This is a genomic window from Pseudomonas putida (assembly GCF_001976065.1).
Classification (GTDB): Bacteria; Pseudomonadota; Gammaproteobacteria; order Pseudomonadales; family Pseudomonadaceae; genus Aquipseudomonas; species Aquipseudomonas serbica.
The window spans coordinates 421,731-437,273 of the sequence record NZ_MNAH01000002.1 but is presented as its reverse complement, the minus strand read 5'-3'; the positions used below and the strand labels follow the sequence as shown (position 1 = coordinate 437,273).

The window sequence follows — 15,543 nt, the reverse complement described above, 5'->3', positions numbered from 1 at the left end:
CCTCTCCTTTGGTGGTGAGGCTGCATCATCAAACGGCATGCTTGGCCGGGTAAGGACATGGCGTCCCAACGCAGGACAATTCGTCTCGTGGCGTACGAGGTCGAAGCTGAAGAGGAAGTGGCTGCTGTTGTCGGTGCCGGGGCTACTGCAGCCGACCGGGGTAATGAGCGGGCTCCCCGGTCATGTTGCCAGCTTGAATCACTGCCAATGCGCACACAACTTGACCAGCTCATCGACCACATACCTGACCTTCGGCCGCAGGTGCGATACCTTTGGCCACACGGCATGCACATCGACCGCTTGCGGTTCATACCCTTGCAGCACCTCCACCAGCCTGCCCGCCTGGATATCCTCCTGGAACAGGCTGCGTGGCATCTGGCATAAACCGGTGCCCGCGACCGCCGCGAGAATCATGACTTCCCCGTCGCCGATCTGATGGGTCATGGGTGGCGCGTACCTGACGGTCTGCGCGCCCTGCATGACCCGCCACGCCAGCGGCTGGCCGCGCCTATGCCCAACAATGCAACGGTGCTGACTGAGGTCTTCCAGGGTCTGCGGGACGCCAAAACGCGCCAGGTAGTCGGGGGCGGCACATATCGCCCAGCGTTGCCTGGTCAGTCGCCGCGCCACCAGGCCGCTGGTATCTTGCAGTTCTCCGAAACGGACCAGCAAATCGATGCCCTCCTCAATGGGATCGACCAAGTGGTCGGAGAACGTCAAGTTCAGTTGCAAGGCCGGGTATTTGTTGGCGATCTCGAACAGCAACGGGGCCACGACCCGACGCCCGAATGCCACGGGAATGTCCACTCGCAGGCGACCGGAAGGCTCGCCACCACCGGGCCCCAACCCGCTCTCCGCGGCACCGATTTCTTCAAGGGCGCTGGAACACGCCACAAAATACGCCTCACCGTCTGCAGTCAGGGAAATGCGCCGCGTCGTGCGATGAAACAACTGGGTGCCCAGGCGTTCTTCGAGGCGCGCAATGGCTTTGCCGACGGCGGACTTTGACACGCCGAGGCGATCGGCCGCCTGGGTGAAACTGGTCGAGCGCGCCGCCACGACGAAGGTGATGACGCCTTGAAACGAATCGATAGGTACCATGCAGGCTCGATGATTGTAGAGTTTTGATCTACCCAGATTATAGTTTTAGGCCATTTATCGCCAGCATGCGCAACAGTACGATGGGCTCCACTACTCACGATCATCAAAGCCCAAAAGGACACCATCATGCCCGTCGTACGTGTGAGCTGGTTCGAAGGTAAAGACCACGCGCAAAAAGCCGCTGTCGCCGCGGATATCACCGAATGCATCGTTAAGCACACCGGTACGGATGCCAATTACATCTACGTGATTTTCGAGGACGTTGCGGCTTCGGACTGGGCCGGCGCCGGCAAACTGTTCGGGGAAGCACCGGAGAAATCCTGACGCCATCCGCATCGAATGCATCGGCTTGACCAGCGATGCATCCTCAACGGGCTTTTCACGAAGCCTCTGACGAAGGGCTACCCATGCATCCCCATATCTCCTGCCTGTTCTCCCTTTCGGTAAAACCCGAAGCGTTTGCCGAGTTCAAGGCGCTGATCTCGAACATCGTGGCAGCCACGAGCACCGAGCCGGGCACGCTGGTTTACGAATACAGCGTCAACGAAGACCACAGCATCGTTCACATCCTTGAACGTTATGACGCCGATGCCGTCGTCAGTCACGTCGACATTACCTTCGCACCGTTCGGCGAACGCTTCCTTGAGCTGTGCAGCGTGACCAGCCTGGTGGTCTACGGCACACCGGATGCAGAAATCCGCAAACGCCTGGACCCGTTCGGCGCGGTCTACATGACCCCTTTCGACGGGTTCAGTCGCCAGGTTCAATGACCTTCCTCTTCCCTGCACAGAGATCACCATGTCTGCCATTGCTGAAGTTATCAAATCGCGCATTTCCGCCAACAGTTATGACACTGAGCGCGAGTTGACGGATCAACAGGTCAACGACCTGGTCGATCTGGCTACGCACGCGCCCTCCGCCTTCAACCTGCAGAACTGGAAGTTCCTGGCCGTTCGCAGCCGTGAAGCAAAGGCGCGGTTGCTGCCCCTGGCCTACGGCCAACAGAAAGTCATGGAGGCCGCCGTGACCTTCATCGTCTGCGGCACCCTCAATCCCCATGAAACCCTGCCTGCAGCCCTGAAACCGACACTGGATGCCGGCATCATCGACCAGGCGATCTACGACATGTGGCTGGGCGCCGCCCAAGGCATGTACGAGCACAACCCGCAGTTGCAACGCGACGAAGCGATCCGCTCAGGCTCGCTGGCGGCCATGACCCTGATGCTCGCCGCCAAAGGACAAGGCCTGGTTTCGACGCCCATGATCGGGTTCGACCCGCCGGCAGTGGCGCAAGCATTCGGTTTGTCCGCGACACAGATCCCGGTGATGTTGATCACCGTGGGCTACCCTGGCTCGGCCAACTGGCCGCAAAAGCCTCGTAAAGCAGTCAGCGACGTTCTGCAATTCGTGTAACCCGTGCCGCCAGTGAGCGCCAGGTAATGCCTGGCGCTCACTGGCCGTTGCCGATCATCACCAATATGACTGGACGGTAAACCAGTGACCGCACAACCCCTCTCACCCGCTTCGCTAAGGGCGATCCTGATTGCCGCCTGCATGGGTTTCCTTGTCGTTCAACTCGACGTCAGCGTCGTCAACGTCGGCCTGGGCGCCCTCAAGCGTGCGTTTGGCACAGACCTCACCGGCCTGCAGTGGGTCATCAACAGCTACGCGCTGCCCTTTTCCGCCTTGCTTATCCTGGGTGGCGCCTGGGGCGACAAGTGGGGCGCAAAGTCCGTTTTTGCAGCGGGCTTCGCGCTCTTTACTCTCGCTTCCGTTGGCTGTGGCCTGGCTGACAGCATGACCATGCTGATCAGCATGCGCACTGTGCAGGGCATCGGCGCGGCCTTTCTGATTCCGACATCGCTGACTCTGATTCGTGTGTCATTTGATGACCCCGATGCACGTCGCGCGGCTGTTGCGCTATGGGGCGCCTGTGGGGGGATCGCCTTGGCCGCAGGACCGGTGATCGGCGGACTGATGATCGAGTACTTCGGCTGGCGAAGCGTCTTCCTGCTGAATATTCCCATCGGCCTGCTGGCGGTCGGGCTGATTCTGCGTTACGCGCCCGCCTCCCCGCGGGTTGCCAAGCACGTCGATATTCCAGGGCAGGTCAGTATCGCGATGTGCCTGGCGTCGCTGACCTATGGCTTGACCGAGTCCAGTGCCAAGGGTTGGGCAAGCGAAACACTCACCGCGATGGCAATTGCCGCGATCAGTGCGCTGGCATTTGTCCTGATCGAGCGTCGCGTAAAACATCCGATGCTGCCCGCTCACCTGGCGACAAACAAAGTGCTGGGGAGCATGGCGCTCGCAGGCGCTGCGATCAACCTGACGTTTTATGGAACGGTCTTCGTCTTCAGCATTTATTTTCAAGCTTTCCTGCACTACGACGCTTTCAAGACGGGGCTCTCGTTTATCCCGCTGACGGCGGTGCTGACGCTGTCCACGATGCTCTCGTCCAGGTTCGCCGGGCGGTTCAGTGCCACTCGGATTATCACAACGGGTTTCACGGTCCAGATCCTCGGCTTCATCGCGCTTTCACAAACCACCACCCATAGTTCGCTCTGGTTGCTCAATGGTGCGTTGATGCTGGTGGGAATCGGCAGCGCCATGTCCGTCCCCTTCATTACCAACTCGATGCTGTCCTCGGTCACACAACATGACGCGGGCATCGCCTCCGGCCTGATGGCCTCCACCAGGCAACTGGGCGGTGTGATTGGCGTCGCGGTCTTCGGCACGATGATCGCCCATGGGGATCAAGCCGCTTTTTCTGCCGGTTTATCCAGCTCGATGCTGTTTTCAGGGGTGGTCATGGCCCTCTGCATCGCCGTCAATCTCTATGTGAATACCGGTATGGCTGAGCAACGCACCCATGCGCCCTGAACCCGCTGAGCCATTTTTTCAACTGGATGGGACTGCACTGTGAAATACCCTCTGAACAATCAATCGCTGCGCTCGCTGCTCGGCGAAGACTTGCACCTGCCCCATGAAATCCCTGGTCAACCGGTCCGGGTTTCTGACTTCGAAGACCTGAAGCTCAACAGTTTCGTCACCAGCGACGGGGTCAACCTCGCCTACTGGGAAGCCGGTACCGGCGCGCCGCTGATTTTCATCCCGGGCTGGTCAGCCAATGGCGCGTTGTATTTCCACCTCATGCACATCCTCAGCCAGCATTATCATGTGTACGTTCTGGATGTGAGAAACCAGGTGATCATCGATGCGAGGATTCATGACCCCGTCGCACGCTGCCGCTCCTATCAACTGGCCGCGCAATCCATTGCCGACTTGCTTGATTGAGGCCCCTGCGTCATCTGACCAGGAAAAAACCGGCGCATGACGCGCCGGTTTCCAACCTAGAAGGGATAAGGCTGGTTGGAGGGCTCAACCGTGACCCACTTGACCTCGGTGAACTCCTCGATGACTGCACTGCCATCGAAGCGTCCGTAGCCGCTCTTCTTCATGCCACCGTAGGGGGCCTGGGGTTCGTTTTGCACGGTGGCGCCATTGATGTGAACGCAGCCGGCATCCAGTCGGCTCGCCAACTCCAATGCCCGCGTGACATCGCGACTGAATATCGAGGAGGAAAGACCGTAGGCGGTGTCGTTGGCCACCTGCAGCGCCTGCTCGGCGCCTTTGACCCGGACGATGGTTGTCAACGGGCCAAAGGTCTCTTCGTCGTAGATCGACATCTCACGGGTCACCCGATCCACCAGTGTCGGCCCCATCAGGGCGTTTTCCGCCAGGCCGCCGGCCACGATGTCAGCGCCCTTGCCAATGGCGTCGTCGAGCAGATGGTTGATCCGTTGTACCGAGCCCTGGCCGATCATCGGGCCAATCACGCAACCTGGCGTCGTTGATGGCACGCCGGTTTCCAGCGAGCGTACGCGCTGCGCGAAGCGGGAGACGAACGAGTCGGCAACCGCTTCATCGACCACAAAACGCTCGGTCGACATGCAGATTTGCCCTTGGTAGAGGAATGCGCCGAAAACCGCGGCGTTGACGGCACCGTCGATGTCCGCGTCCTCCAGGACGATGAAAGGTGCTTTGCCACCCAGTTCCAGGAGGCAGCGCTTGAGATGGCTGGCGCAGGTCTGGGCGATCATGCGGCCGACCTTGGTCGAGCCGGTGAAATTCACCCGACGCACGATGTCATGGGCAACCAACGCTTCTGTTACGGCGGAGGCGTCCTCGGGCGCGCTGATCAGAAAGTTCAGCACGCCCGCAGGCAGGCCGGCATCGTAGAACGCTTCGGCCAACAATGCATGGGTACGTGGGCTGCTTTCCGAACCCTTGAAGATCACTGTGTTGCCACACGCCAACGGGTAGGCAATGGCGCGTGCGCCGAGGATGACCGGCCCGTTCCAGGGCACGATGCTCAGTACCGCGCCCACCGGTTGACGCAACGTCATCGACAGTGCGCCTGGCTTGTCGGTAGGAATGGTTTCGCCTTTGATTTGTGTGGTCAGTGCCGCGGCTTCACGCAACAGGTTGGCCGATGCGCCCACGTTGAATTGTGCCCACAGTTGCGAGGCGCCAATCTCTTCGGCCATGACCGAGCAGAACTGCGACATTTTCGCTTCCAGGGCATCGGCCGCCGCCAGCAGAATGCGCCGGCGCTCGGTCGGGCCGGTTCTGGACCACGTCCCAAAAGCGCGCTGGGAAGATTCGGCGGCACGGATGGCGTCCTCGACGCTGCAGGCTGCACCGACGCTCACGGTCGCGGCGCTAAGCGGATCGACACGCTGGAAGGTCTTGCCATTGGAGGCATCGAGTTTTTGATTGTCTATCACGAGTTGAACGGTCATTGCGGGTTCCTTTGGAATCGAAATAGTCAGACCGAAGCAGAGACTGGCATGCGCAGAATCGGTTTGATGGTGATACCGCGCTCGCTATCCGCCATCGCCTGGTTCACCTCTTCGAACGGGTAAAACTTGCAAAGCTTGTCGAAGGGGAATCGGCCCTGCAGATAGAGTTCAACCAGCTTCGGAATAAAGGCATTGGCAACGACATCGCCCTGGACGATGCCCATGATTCGTTTGCCGGGAATCATCACGTCGTTGATATTGAAAGCCACCTCGGTACCCACTTTGGTAGCGCCGACGATGCCGCAGGTGCCAAGCGTGATGAGTGCATCGATCGCCTGGCGCAGAACTTCGGATCGCCCGGAGCATTCAAGGCTGTAGTTGACACCCCCCTGGGTGATGGCCTGGATACGTTGCACCGGATCCTCTTCGCGGCTGTTGATGACATGGGTTGCCCCCAGCTCGAGAGCCAGTTCCAGCCGACTCGGGGTGACGTCCACGGCAATGATGGTGGTAGCGCCGGCGACCTTCGCCGCCATGACCGCCGCCAGTCCGACCGCGCCCGCACCAAAGGCGGCGAAGCTCGATCCGGCCTCGACCCCGAGTGCATTGAGAACCGATCCCGCGCCCGTCTGGATGCCGCAACCCAGTGGCCCCAACAGTTCCAGTGGCGCCTGTTTTGCAACCTTCACCACGTTGCGCTCATTGGCGATGGTGTAAGTGGAAAACGAGGACTGGCCGAAGAAATGGTCATGGATGGCGTGATCGCTGCCACAGGCACAAGCGGAAGTACTGCCATCGAGTCGACCGCCGCCGAAGTTCAGCGGGTGCATGTGTGCGCAATGTGCCGGGTGGCCGGTTTCGCAAGGCAGGCAAAGGCCGCAGGACATGTAGGTCATGACCACATGATCGCCCGGCTGTACCGTGGTGACAGCAGAACCGATCGCATCCACGACACCCGCGCCTTCATGGCCGAGGATGATCGGCAGTGGTGAAGGAAAAAGCTGGTCCCGCACCACCATGTCCGTGTGGCAAACGCCTGTGGCGACCACACGCACGCGTACTTCGGTTGGCCGAGGCGCCTGGAGCAAGACATCCTCGATTTCCAATGGGGCTCCCGAGGTGCGCAGCACTGCGGCGCGGATGTTCATCGATTGTGCATCGGTCCGGGACATCGTGGTCTCCTTGAAGTGGTTGGTCAAAGCCGGGAAAACGTCGTTTTTCAGGCAGACTGCAACGCGCGCGGGCGCTGGCTGCGAAGGGTTGCCGCAATGCTGGCAGCCGGACGCAGGCTGAAATTGAACGTCATCTCGGCAAAGCGCCCTGCCACGCCCATGGATGCGGCCCGTGCCTGGTCATCGACGAAACTGACTTCGCCGATCAGCCCGTCGCGTGTCGCGTAGGCGAAGTCGTCCCACAGGTACTTGTCATTCGACAGGTTGATCTGCGTGGTCAGGTGTTCATGCCCGGGGGCGGAAATGAAGAAGTGGATATGCGCGGGGCGCTGGCCGTGGCGGCCCAACTGATCGAGGCACTCCTGAGTGGGACCGGTTGGATCGCAACCGTACCCCGATGGCACGATGCTGCGAGCCCGGTAGCAACCATTGGCGTCAGTGAGAATCCGCCGACGCAGGTTGAAATCGGACTGGCTCTTGTCGAAGTAGGAGTAGTTGCCCTGGGTGTTGGCTTGCCACAAGTCCACGGTGGCGCCGGCGATCGGCTGACCGTCCAGGTCGGTGACGCGCCCTTCCAGGAACATCACCGTGGCGATGCCGTCCTCGCTGCCGTCATCCATGCGTGCCTGGTACTCGCTCAGCGGCGCACCGGCTACATACAGCGGGCCTTCGATCGTCCGTGGCGTGCCACCGCTGCGGCCCGCTTCGGCATCCCTGGCATCGGCCAACAGATCAAGGAAGTGTTCGATACCGAGTCCGGCGACCAGCAAACCGGCTTCGTTTTTGGCACCCAGGCGGTTGACGTAGTCCACTGCGCCCCAGAACTCATCGTCGCTGATCTGCAGATCCTCGATCACCCGGGCGACTTCCTGCAGCAAACGAAAAACGATCTGCTTGCAGCGTGGATCACCTTCGCTGTTATCCAGCCCCGAGGCTTCGCGGAAAAATTGCTGCAATGCCGGCAGTTGGGAGATTTTCACTGTCATCTTGTTTCACCAGATCTTATTGGTATTGACCCACGAAGAGAGCCGCTGGGGGCTCCCTTCGTGCAGCTCGGTTCAGGTCCTCAGGCGGTCGTCAGGCGACTGCTCGCCATCCCAACTGCACACGCGCCTCTTGCAGGTCGGCCTGCATGTCGTGATTCCACAGCCAGTCGAACCGCTCGGCGAGGGTCTTGCCCAGCAGTTGTTCGTCATCGGCTACCGCTGGATCACGCATTTCATACAGCTCGCCAGCTTCCCAGGAGGTGCGCTGCACACGGCAGGCACGGGGACGACGGATGGCGTCGTAAGCCGCGAGCACCGCTTGTGGCTGGCTGTCCAAAACTTGCGGATCGGCCAGCAGTCGCGCCAGTAGCCAGGCGTCTTCCAGGCCTTGGCCTGCGCCAGCGCCCTGGTGCGGCAACATGGCGTGTGCGGCATCGCCAATCAGCCCTACGCGGCCGTGCACGTAGCCCGGCAACTCATCGAGTTCATGCAGCGCCCAAAGGGTCGGTGCGGGAATGCATTCGAGCAGCACCCGGGCAGCATCTCCCCAATGTTTGAAGGCAGAAAGCATTTCTTCCTGGCTGGCATTGCGTACCCACGGGGCATCGCTTGGCCAGGTCGGATCAGGGCGGCTGCGATCGGAAATGAAGGCCACGACGTTGATCAAGCGACCTTGTTTGACCGGGAACGTGAGGATATGGGCATCCAGCCCCAGGTACATCTGTGGGACATCGATCAAATGCTCATCGACACCGCGAGCTCGGTACGCCGCACGCAGCTGTTCGCTGTCGATCATCCCTCGGTAGGCGCAGGTACCGCTGAAACGCGGCGCCACCAGGGGTTGGCCAAGACCGTCGAGCACATGATCACGAATGGAAGACTTGATACCGTCTGCGGCGATCAACAGGTCGCAGCGATGCTCAGTGCCGTCGGTGAAAAGTACGCGAGCCTGGTCGGCATCCTGCTCCACGCTGACGGCGCGCTTGCCGAATTGGGCGATTCCTTCGGGCAACTGGCTGGCCAGCGCGTCGAGGAAGTCGGCACGGTGTACCGAAGACTGCCCTACCCCTTCGGCCAGGCTGGCACCCAGATAACCGGCATCTTCACCCCGACGCCATTCGAACCAGATGTCCTGCCAGGGGTCCTGGGTCTGGTCGGCAATCTTGCGGTAGGGTTCGGCAATACCCAGGCCCGCGATGGCGCGCACGGCATTGGCGCCGAAAGACACACCTGCTCCCACCTCGCCAAAGGCAGGCGCCGATTCGAACAACTGCACGCTCAGGTGCGAATGACGGCACAGGTCCAGGGCCAGGGCCACGCCGGCAATACCGCCGCCAACAATGCCGATTTGCAGTTTGGATTGAGAAGTACGCATAGCAAGTTACCCATGAGGCTGATTGTTATTGGTGTAGCCAGATCATCGCTATCCGAGCGCTATTGATAAATACCGCAACCCCCATACATTCCATCACAGCTGTGAATACTGCTGCTGCGTACGGGCGTTCATTGGCCAGTGAGCCTTCCGTGGGCTCAGGCTTTCGTTATTGCGACAAGGTTTGCCGGGATAAAGCCGCCTGACGGCTTGAAGCGGTCTGCATGAGAAAGATCAGGATGGCGATCGCCCCTATCAGCCCAGGTACGGCGAAGATGAGAAAGCTCGCCTGCAGCGGCAGTGATGAGGCGTGCAGCGCGCCGCCGAGCAAGGGACCGATGATGGCGCCGGTGCGCCCGATGCCCATCGCCCACCCAAGCCCCGTAGAGCGTATGTGTGCAGGGTAATACTGCACCGTGCAGGCGTTGGCCAGGATCTGCGTGCCAATGGTGCACGCCCCCGCGATGCCAATGAGCAGATAGAGCACGGGTAACGGCGCCTTGAGCGCCAACAGGCTCAGGGCCAAGGCGCCACAGCTAAAAAATGCGAACAGGACCTTGGCGATGCCAATCCGGTCCCCCAACCATCCGCCAGCCACCGCGCCAATGATCGCCCCGAGGTTCAGCGCCAGCAGGAACGCCAGGCTGGAGTTCAGTCCATAACCGGCGGCAGTCATGAGTTTGGGCAGCCACGAACTCAGTGCGTACACCATCAGCAAGCAACAAAAAAACGCCAGCCACAACATGAAGGTGTTTACCTTGCGCCCGTCCTGGAACAACTGGGCAATCGACACACGGGTGCCTTTGGCGACCATCTGCTTCAACTGGTCATTGGCGCCTGGTTGATAAGAGGGTTCGGCTTGTGCCAACAAGTGTTGCGCCTTGACGGTCTGTCCGGTGCGCAGCAGGTAATCCATCGACTCGGGCAACTGGCGTATCAGTAACGGCAAGGCCAACAGTGGAATCAGTGCGATATAGAACACGGCCTGCCATCCCCACTGCGGGATCAGTATCATGCCCAGGCTCGCCGAGAGCATTCCGCCTAACGAGTAGCCACTGAACATGATCGCGACCAGGGTGCTGCGCGATTTCTTCGGCGCGTACTCGTTCATCAACGCCACAACGTTGGGCATCACCCCGCCGATGCCAAGGCCGGCGATGAACCGGCACAACGCAAACGCCTCGGGGCTCTGGGCCAGGCCGTTGATGGCCGTGACCCCGCTGAAGATGGCGACGCACATCATGATGGTCTTGCGTCGGCCGATACGATCGGACAATGAACCGAAGAACAACGCCCCCAGCATCATGCCCACCAGCGCGCAACTGCCCAGCGCCCCAGCCTGCAACGAACTCAGGCCCCACTCGGCCATCAGCGAGGGCAGCACGACCCCATAGATGACCAGATCATAACCGTCGAAAATGATGATCAGCGCGCACCAGAACAGCACGCGCGCATGGAAGGAATTGAAACGTGCCCCGTCAATCAGGGCTGATACATCTATCGTACGCATGGCATCGCTCTTCTTGTCATTGTTATAGAGCCGGAGGATCTGCCGCCTCCGGTTATTGCGCGGTGCCCAAGGGTTTACGCAGAGCGTTCAGGAATGGGCATGGCTTCGATCATGGGCAAGGGATCGACCCCGATAAATGCAGCCAGGCGTATACACACTATTTCGAGGCTGAATAAAGGTCAGCGGCGTATGCATCTAAAACCGATGTGTGAACTGGTGGTATCCGCGGCTTGTGGTGAACGAGCAGGTGCGCGGTAGCGCTGGCAGTAACCCGGGGCGCAAAGATGGGAACCGCCTTTGAGCACCTTCAGCTTTGTCTTGCCACCACCGCTGGCACAACAGGAAGGCTTCCCGCTGCCCTGCCCGGCATTACGAAATGGCGTGGTTGTCCATTCCCAGACGTTACCGATCATGTCCCGCAGACCGTAACCATTGGCAGGAAATGCGCCCACCGGAGAAGTTCGGTCGTACCCATCCAGAGCAAGGTTCTGCCAGGGAAACTCTCCCTGCCAGATATTGGCAATGTTGCGTCCATCCGGCACAAGTTGGTCCCCCCAGACAAACTCGCTGCCGGTTTGACCTCCCCAGGCTGCAAATTCCCATTCTTCCTCGGTGGGCAGTACGCAACCCACCCAGTCGGCATAAGCATGCGCATCCTCAAGGCCAACCTGGACCACTGGATGTAGGTCGAGGCCTTGCAGGTTCGAGTCCGGCCCCAGGGGGTGGCGCCAGTCGGCCCCCGGCACCAACGACCACCAACGACCACCAACGACTCACATCGTCCAGTTCAACGGAGCCATCGGGCGGCATGAACACCAGCGAAGCTGGCTGCAAAAGGCCCGGCGCCACACCGGGATAGTCTTCAGAAGCCAGACTTCGCTCTGCCTGAGTCACAGGTGATGGACGCGTCGGTACGGCACTTGTTAGCCTTTGGCGCTTGCAGCGGCGATTTCAGAGCGGTGCAGACCCATCCACGGGCGAAAATCTTCGCCCTCATGAGCACGCAATCTGCTTGAGGCGTTATGGAATTACGTGAACTTGATCTCAACCTTCTGCTGGTCTTCAACCAGCTGCTGATCGACCGCCGGGTATCGACGGCGGCGGATCATCTGGACCTGACCCAGCCCGCTGTCAGCAACGCGCTCAAGCGACTGCGTGTCACCTTGAACGACGAGCTGTTCGTTCGGACCTATCAAGGCATGGAGCCCACGCCCTACGCCCAGCACCTGGCTGAACCGGTCGCCATGGCCATTCAGACCTTGCGCGATGCACTGAGCCGCCAGGACACCTTCGACCCGCTCAACGGCAATCGCCGCTTTACCATGGCGATGACCGACATTGGCGAAATCTACTTCATGCCGCGGCTGATGGACGCGCTGGCTGAACGCGCTCCGGGTTGCTCGATCAGCACCCTGCGCAACACCTCCGATACCCTGGCCGAAGGCTTGCAGAACGGGGCGATCGACCTCGCCGTCGGATTGCTGCCGCACCTGCAGGCCGGTTTTTTCCAGCAGCGCCTGTTTCACCATCGTTATGTCTGCATGTGCCGCAAGGATCACCCCGCTACCCGGGAACCGCTGACCCTGGAGCGGTATTGCAGCTATGACCACGTTCGCGTCGTGGCGGCAAACACCGGACACGGCGAAGTCGATACGTTCCTGGCGCGGGCCGGCATCGAGCGCAATATACGCCTGGAGGTCCCTCACTTCGTCGCGGTAGGCCACATCCTGCAACGCACCGACTTGATGGCAACGGTGCCTGAACGATTCGCCAGCAGTTGCGAACAACCCTTTGGGCTCTCGGTCCTGCCGACGCCGGTTGAACTGCCCAACATCGAAATCAACCTGTTCTGGCATGCTCGCTATAACAAGGACCCGGCCAATCGCTGGCTGCGCCAACTGATGTTCGAGTTGTTCTCTGATTAATTCACCTGAGCGAGTAGCGCTGCGGCGCTAAAGCAGGATTCTTCAACGCCTGGGTATAAACGTTCAATACTCATGTCAGCTGGCATTGCATGCTGCAACCTCAAAACAAAAAAAATAATGAGGAGATGGTTATGGCACACCCAGACATCCGTACTCTTGTGGTGACCGACAGCCCGGCTGCGGCGCTCTACCAGCCCGGGCGGATCGGCACCCTGCAACTGCGCAACCGTTTCGTGCAAGCACCGATCTTCACGCAGTTCGCTAGCACCTTCGGCGAGGTTGACGACAAGCTCATCGAATACCATCGGGCCCGGGCCCGTGGTGGCGTGGGTCTGATCATCACCGAGAACACCTCGATCGATTGGGAAGTCGGGCGCACGGCCGGCCACCCGATGCGCATTGACCACGACAGGTTCATTGGCGCACTGAGCAATCTGGTCGACGCCGTTCATGGCGAAGGCGCGAAGATTGCGGTGCAGCTGCACCACACCGGCCGCCAGAATTCCCAGGGCAATACTGAACGCAACGAACCGCCACTGGCGCCGACAGCAGGCATCACCAGCGCCTTCGGCACCCCGCCGCGAGCCATCGAAGAGCATGAAATTCCCGGGCTGATCGACCAGTACGTCCAAGGTGCCCGGCGCGCCGTGGCTGCTGGTTTTGATGCCGTTGAGTTGCACGGCGCACATGGTTATTTGCTCGGTCAATTTCTCTCCCCTTTCACCAACAAACGCACCGACTGCTGGGGCGGCTCCCTGGAGAACCGTGCCCGTTTCGCCCTCGACGTCGTGCGCGGGGTTCGCGCGCAGGTCGGCGCAGATTTCCCGATCCTGTATCGCTTGAGCGTAATGGAGCCCTACGAGGGCGGCCTCTCCCTGGAAGATGGCCTGGCTTTTTGCGAAATGCTCGAGCCGTACGTCGACGCCCTGGATGTCAGCGCCGGGAACTACGACACGGCGATGACGTTGCTGCCCATGGTTGCGCCAGGATCGCTGGTCAATTACGCCAAACTGGTCAAACAGCGGGTGTCGATCCCGGTGATCGGCGTCGGGCGTCTCACCTGGCTGTTCGATGAGATGGCGCAAGCCGTGTCCGATGGCGAGCTCGACTTTGTGGCCCTGGGGCGATCGGGTCTTGCCGACCCCGAAACGGTCAACAAGACACGACGCGGGCAACCTCAGAGTGTGCGCCGCTGCCTGGCGGTCAATGAATGCATCTCACGCTGGATGTTCAATGGCAAGGGCACCCAGTGCGTGATAAACCCTACACTCGGCCAGGAACGCCGGGCGAGTGACGCTCGCCGCCCTGCTGCCAGAAAGGAGCGTGTGCTGATCGTCGGTGGTGGACCGGCTGGCTGTGAAGCCGCGATCCTCGCATCTGAGCGCGGACACACTGTGCGCCTGGTCGAGAAATCGGCTCGCATCGGTGGCCAGCTCCATGCCTGGGCCGCGGCGAGCCCGTTTCGCATGGAAGTCAGGAACATGATCGAGTTTTACCAGAGTGAACTCGAGCGCGTGGGCGTTGACGTGCAACTCAATACCGATGCCACCGATCTCGACTTGAGCCCATGGGACAGAGTCCTGCTCGCCACCGGTACCGTTGCTCGGGATCAGGGGGCGGACGTTGCCGACCTGCTGGCAAACGGCGAACTGCCCGTGGCGGACGAAGTCACCGTGTTTGGTGAAACCGAGACGGCCATGTTCGCCGCCCTCTGGCTGGCCGAACAAGGCAAAAAGGTCAGCCTTGTGTCACCCGCTGACACGGTGGGCGTCGATACCAATGATATGCAGCGCGACCATCTCACCGGCCTGCTCAAGGGCCTGGACGTATCGATCCGCACAGCCGGCGTGGCGCCCGATGACGGCTGCGTGCTGATGGCGACCGCGCGCAGCCCTTCAACTGTCTTGCAGGCGTGCGTGGATGACATTCGCGTCCATGGCATTGGCACGAGGGCCCGTGGCGGACGCATGTATGAGGCGACCCAGTCCGGATTCTGGGCAGCCGCGACAATAGGAGAACGGGCATGAACGTTCGTGCGATCGAACACGTAGGCATCACCGTGCCCGACATGGAAGCGGCAACGCGGTTTTTCGTCCAGGCCTTTGGTGCCGAGAAACTTTACGACATGCTTGACGCGCCCTTGGGAGGCCCTGAGGTGGAGTCGGGACTGGGCATTGCGCCCGGCGCAGTGATTACCGCGATCCGCATGCTGCGCCTCGGCAACGGTCCCAACCTGGAGCTGTTTTCCTATAGCGGGGTGCAGCAGTCGCAGCCTGTCGTTCCCAGTGATCTGGGGATTCAGCACATCTGCCTCTACGTTGACGATATCGACGCCGCCGCCGATCGCCTGGAGCAGGCCGGTGGCATCCTGCTCAGCCGCCCGGGTGAGCTTCCGGGCGGTGACGCCGGACAAGGCAATCGCTACGTCTACAGCCGCACGCCCTGGGGCAGCACGATTGAACTGGTGACCTATCCCTCGGCGCAGGCCTACGAGCGCCACACTCACCTGCGCCGCTGGCGACCAGGTTTGACCGGGCTGAGTGATCACCAAACCCAGGCGAAGTAAGAAAAAGGCTTGCCAGACGATCGGGGGCAAATCCGCCGATCGATGGCAGGCCGGTTTTGCGTACACACGGGAAGGATGTGTTAGTTTTTGAATGTCACAAAAACTG

14 protein-coding genes and 1 pseudogene are annotated in these 15,543 nt (G+C 60.6%); 8 read left to right on the top strand and 7 right to left on the bottom strand.

The genetic code is table 11. The annotated features are described in order from the left end of the window. Positions 1-198: 198 nt before the first annotated feature. Positions 199-1,101: a LysR family transcriptional regulator gene (locus BKX96_RS08600; protein ID WP_077183380.1), complete on the bottom strand. Its 903-nt coding sequence runs from the start codon at positions 1,099-1,101 to the stop codon at positions 199-201. Between the two features lie 126 nt (positions 1,102-1,227). On the opposite strand from BKX96_RS08600, the gene BKX96_RS08595 reads away from it, so the two are divergent. The 5 genes and pseudogenes from BKX96_RS08595 to BKX96_RS08575 form a co-directional block, all read left to right on the top strand. Beyond that, on the top strand, positions 1,228-1,425 hold the full coding sequence (locus tag BKX96_RS08595; protein ID WP_077183379.1) for a tautomerase family protein: 198 nt from the start codon (positions 1,228-1,230) through the stop codon (positions 1,423-1,425). Positions 1,426-1,508: 83 nt separating this feature from the next. Continuing rightward, positions 1,509-1,871 (top strand): putative quinol monooxygenase, encoded by a 363-nt coding sequence (locus BKX96_RS08590; protein ID WP_077183378.1) that lies wholly within the window; start codon positions 1,509-1,511, stop codon positions 1,869-1,871. Between the two features lie 28 nt (positions 1,872-1,899). Continuing rightward, positions 1,900-2,514, top strand: a complete 615-nt coding sequence (locus tag BKX96_RS08585; protein WP_077183377.1) for a nitroreductase family protein — start codon at positions 1,900-1,902, stop codon at positions 2,512-2,514. Positions 2,515-2,655: 141 nt separating this feature from the next. Continuing rightward, complete coding sequence (locus BKX96_RS08580) at positions 2,656-3,984, top strand: MFS transporter (RefSeq protein WP_077183376.1); 1,329 nt, start codon at positions 2,656-2,658, stop codon at positions 3,982-3,984. 39 nt (positions 3,985-4,023) lie between these two features. Then, positions 4,024-4,308 (top strand): annotated as a pseudogene (locus BKX96_RS08575) (alpha/beta fold hydrolase); the annotation flags it as partial. A 146-nt stretch (positions 4,309-4,454) separates the two neighbouring features. On the opposite strand, the gene BKX96_RS08570 reads toward BKX96_RS08575, so the two are convergent. The 6 genes from BKX96_RS08570 to BKX96_RS08545 form a co-directional block, all read right to left on the bottom strand. Next, a complete protein-coding gene (locus BKX96_RS08570; protein WP_077183375.1) occupies positions 4,455-5,906 on the bottom strand; it encodes an aldehyde dehydrogenase in 1,452 nt (483 codons plus the stop codon). Positions 5,907-5,932: 26 nt separating this feature from the next. Next, positions 5,933-7,078, bottom strand: coding sequence for an NAD(P)-dependent alcohol dehydrogenase (locus BKX96_RS08565; protein ID WP_077183374.1), 1,146 nt, complete (start codon positions 7,076-7,078; stop codon positions 5,933-5,935). A gap of 47 nt (positions 7,079-7,125) precedes the next feature. Further along, complete coding sequence (gene catA, locus BKX96_RS08560; protein WP_077183373.1) at positions 7,126-8,064, bottom strand: catechol 1,2-dioxygenase; 939 nt, start codon at positions 8,062-8,064, stop codon at positions 7,126-7,128. Positions 8,065-8,155: 91 nt separating this feature from the next. Next, positions 8,156-9,439 carry a salicylate 1-monooxygenase gene (salA, locus tag BKX96_RS08555; protein ID WP_077183372.1) on the bottom strand — a complete coding sequence of 428 codons (1,284 nt, stop codon included), beginning with the start codon at positions 9,437-9,439 and terminating at the stop codon, positions 8,156-8,158. A 166-nt stretch (positions 9,440-9,605) separates the two neighbouring features. Further along, positions 9,606-10,946, bottom strand: coding sequence for an MFS transporter (locus BKX96_RS08550; RefSeq protein ID WP_077183371.1), 1,341 nt, complete (start codon positions 10,944-10,946; stop codon positions 9,606-9,608). A gap of 179 nt (positions 10,947-11,125) precedes the next feature. Continuing rightward, entirely contained in the window at positions 11,126-11,692 is a 567-nt protein-coding gene (locus BKX96_RS08545; protein ID WP_256721401.1) for an SUMF1/EgtB/PvdO family nonheme iron enzyme, read from the bottom strand. Positions 11,693-11,968: 276 nt separating this feature from the next. On the opposite strand from BKX96_RS08545, the gene BKX96_RS08540 reads away from it, so the two are divergent. From BKX96_RS08540 to BKX96_RS08530, 3 genes are all read left to right on the top strand, one after another. Continuing rightward, entirely contained in the window at positions 11,969-12,871 is a 903-nt protein-coding gene (locus BKX96_RS08540; RefSeq protein WP_077183370.1) for a LysR family transcriptional regulator, read from the top strand. A 131-nt stretch (positions 12,872-13,002) separates the two neighbouring features. After that, positions 13,003-14,898 (top strand): oxidoreductase, encoded by a 1,896-nt coding sequence (locus BKX96_RS08535; RefSeq protein ID WP_077183369.1) that lies wholly within the window; start codon positions 13,003-13,005, stop codon positions 14,896-14,898. Beyond that, positions 14,895-15,437 (top strand): VOC family protein, encoded by a 543-nt coding sequence (locus BKX96_RS08530; RefSeq protein WP_077183368.1) that lies wholly within the window; start codon positions 14,895-14,897, stop codon positions 15,435-15,437. The genes BKX96_RS08535 and BKX96_RS08530 overlap by 4 nt, the downstream gene beginning before the upstream one ends. Positions 15,438-15,543: the final 106 nt, after the last annotated feature.

What these genes read in the sequence shown, in the direction of transcription:
- BKX96_RS08600 (WP_077183380.1), bottom strand. Translation starts at nt 1,101, where the DNA reads ATGGTACCTATCGATTCGTTTCAAGGCGTCATCACCTTCGTCGTGGCG.
- BKX96_RS08595 (WP_077183379.1), top strand. Translation starts at nt 1,228, where the DNA reads ATGCCCGTCGTACGTGTGAGCTGGTTCGAAGGTAAAGACCACGCGCAA.
- BKX96_RS08590 (WP_077183378.1), top strand. Translation starts at nt 1,509, where the DNA reads ATGCATCCCCATATCTCCTGCCTGTTCTCCCTTTCGGTAAAACCCGAA.
- BKX96_RS08585 (WP_077183377.1), top strand. Translation starts at nt 1,900, where the DNA reads ATGTCTGCCATTGCTGAAGTTATCAAATCGCGCATTTCCGCCAACAGT.
- BKX96_RS08580 (WP_077183376.1), top strand. Translation starts at nt 2,656, where the DNA reads ATGGGTTTCCTTGTCGTTCAACTCGACGTCAGCGTCGTCAACGTCGGC.
- BKX96_RS08570 (WP_077183375.1), bottom strand. Translation starts at nt 5,906, where the DNA reads ATGACCGTTCAACTCGTGATAGACAATCAAAAACTCGATGCCTCCAAT.
- BKX96_RS08565 (WP_077183374.1), bottom strand. Translation starts at nt 7,078, where the DNA reads ATGTCCCGGACCGATGCACAATCGATGAACATCCGCGCCGCAGTGCTG.
- catA (WP_077183373.1), bottom strand. Translation starts at nt 8,064, where the DNA reads ATGACAGTGAAAATCTCCCAACTGCCGGCATTGCAGCAATTTTTCCGC.
- salA (WP_077183372.1), bottom strand. Translation starts at nt 9,439, where the DNA reads ATGCGTACTTCTCAATCCAAACTGCAAATCGGCATTGTTGGCGGCGGT.
- BKX96_RS08550 (WP_077183371.1), bottom strand. Translation starts at nt 10,946, where the DNA reads ATGCGTACGATAGATGTATCAGCCCTGATTGACGGGGCACGTTTCAAT.
- BKX96_RS08540 (WP_077183370.1), top strand. Translation starts at nt 11,969, where the DNA reads ATGGAATTACGTGAACTTGATCTCAACCTTCTGCTGGTCTTCAACCAG.
- BKX96_RS08535 (WP_077183369.1), top strand. Translation starts at nt 13,003, where the DNA reads ATGGCACACCCAGACATCCGTACTCTTGTGGTGACCGACAGCCCGGCT.
- BKX96_RS08530 (WP_077183368.1), top strand. Translation starts at nt 14,895, where the DNA reads ATGAACGTTCGTGCGATCGAACACGTAGGCATCACCGTGCCCGACATG.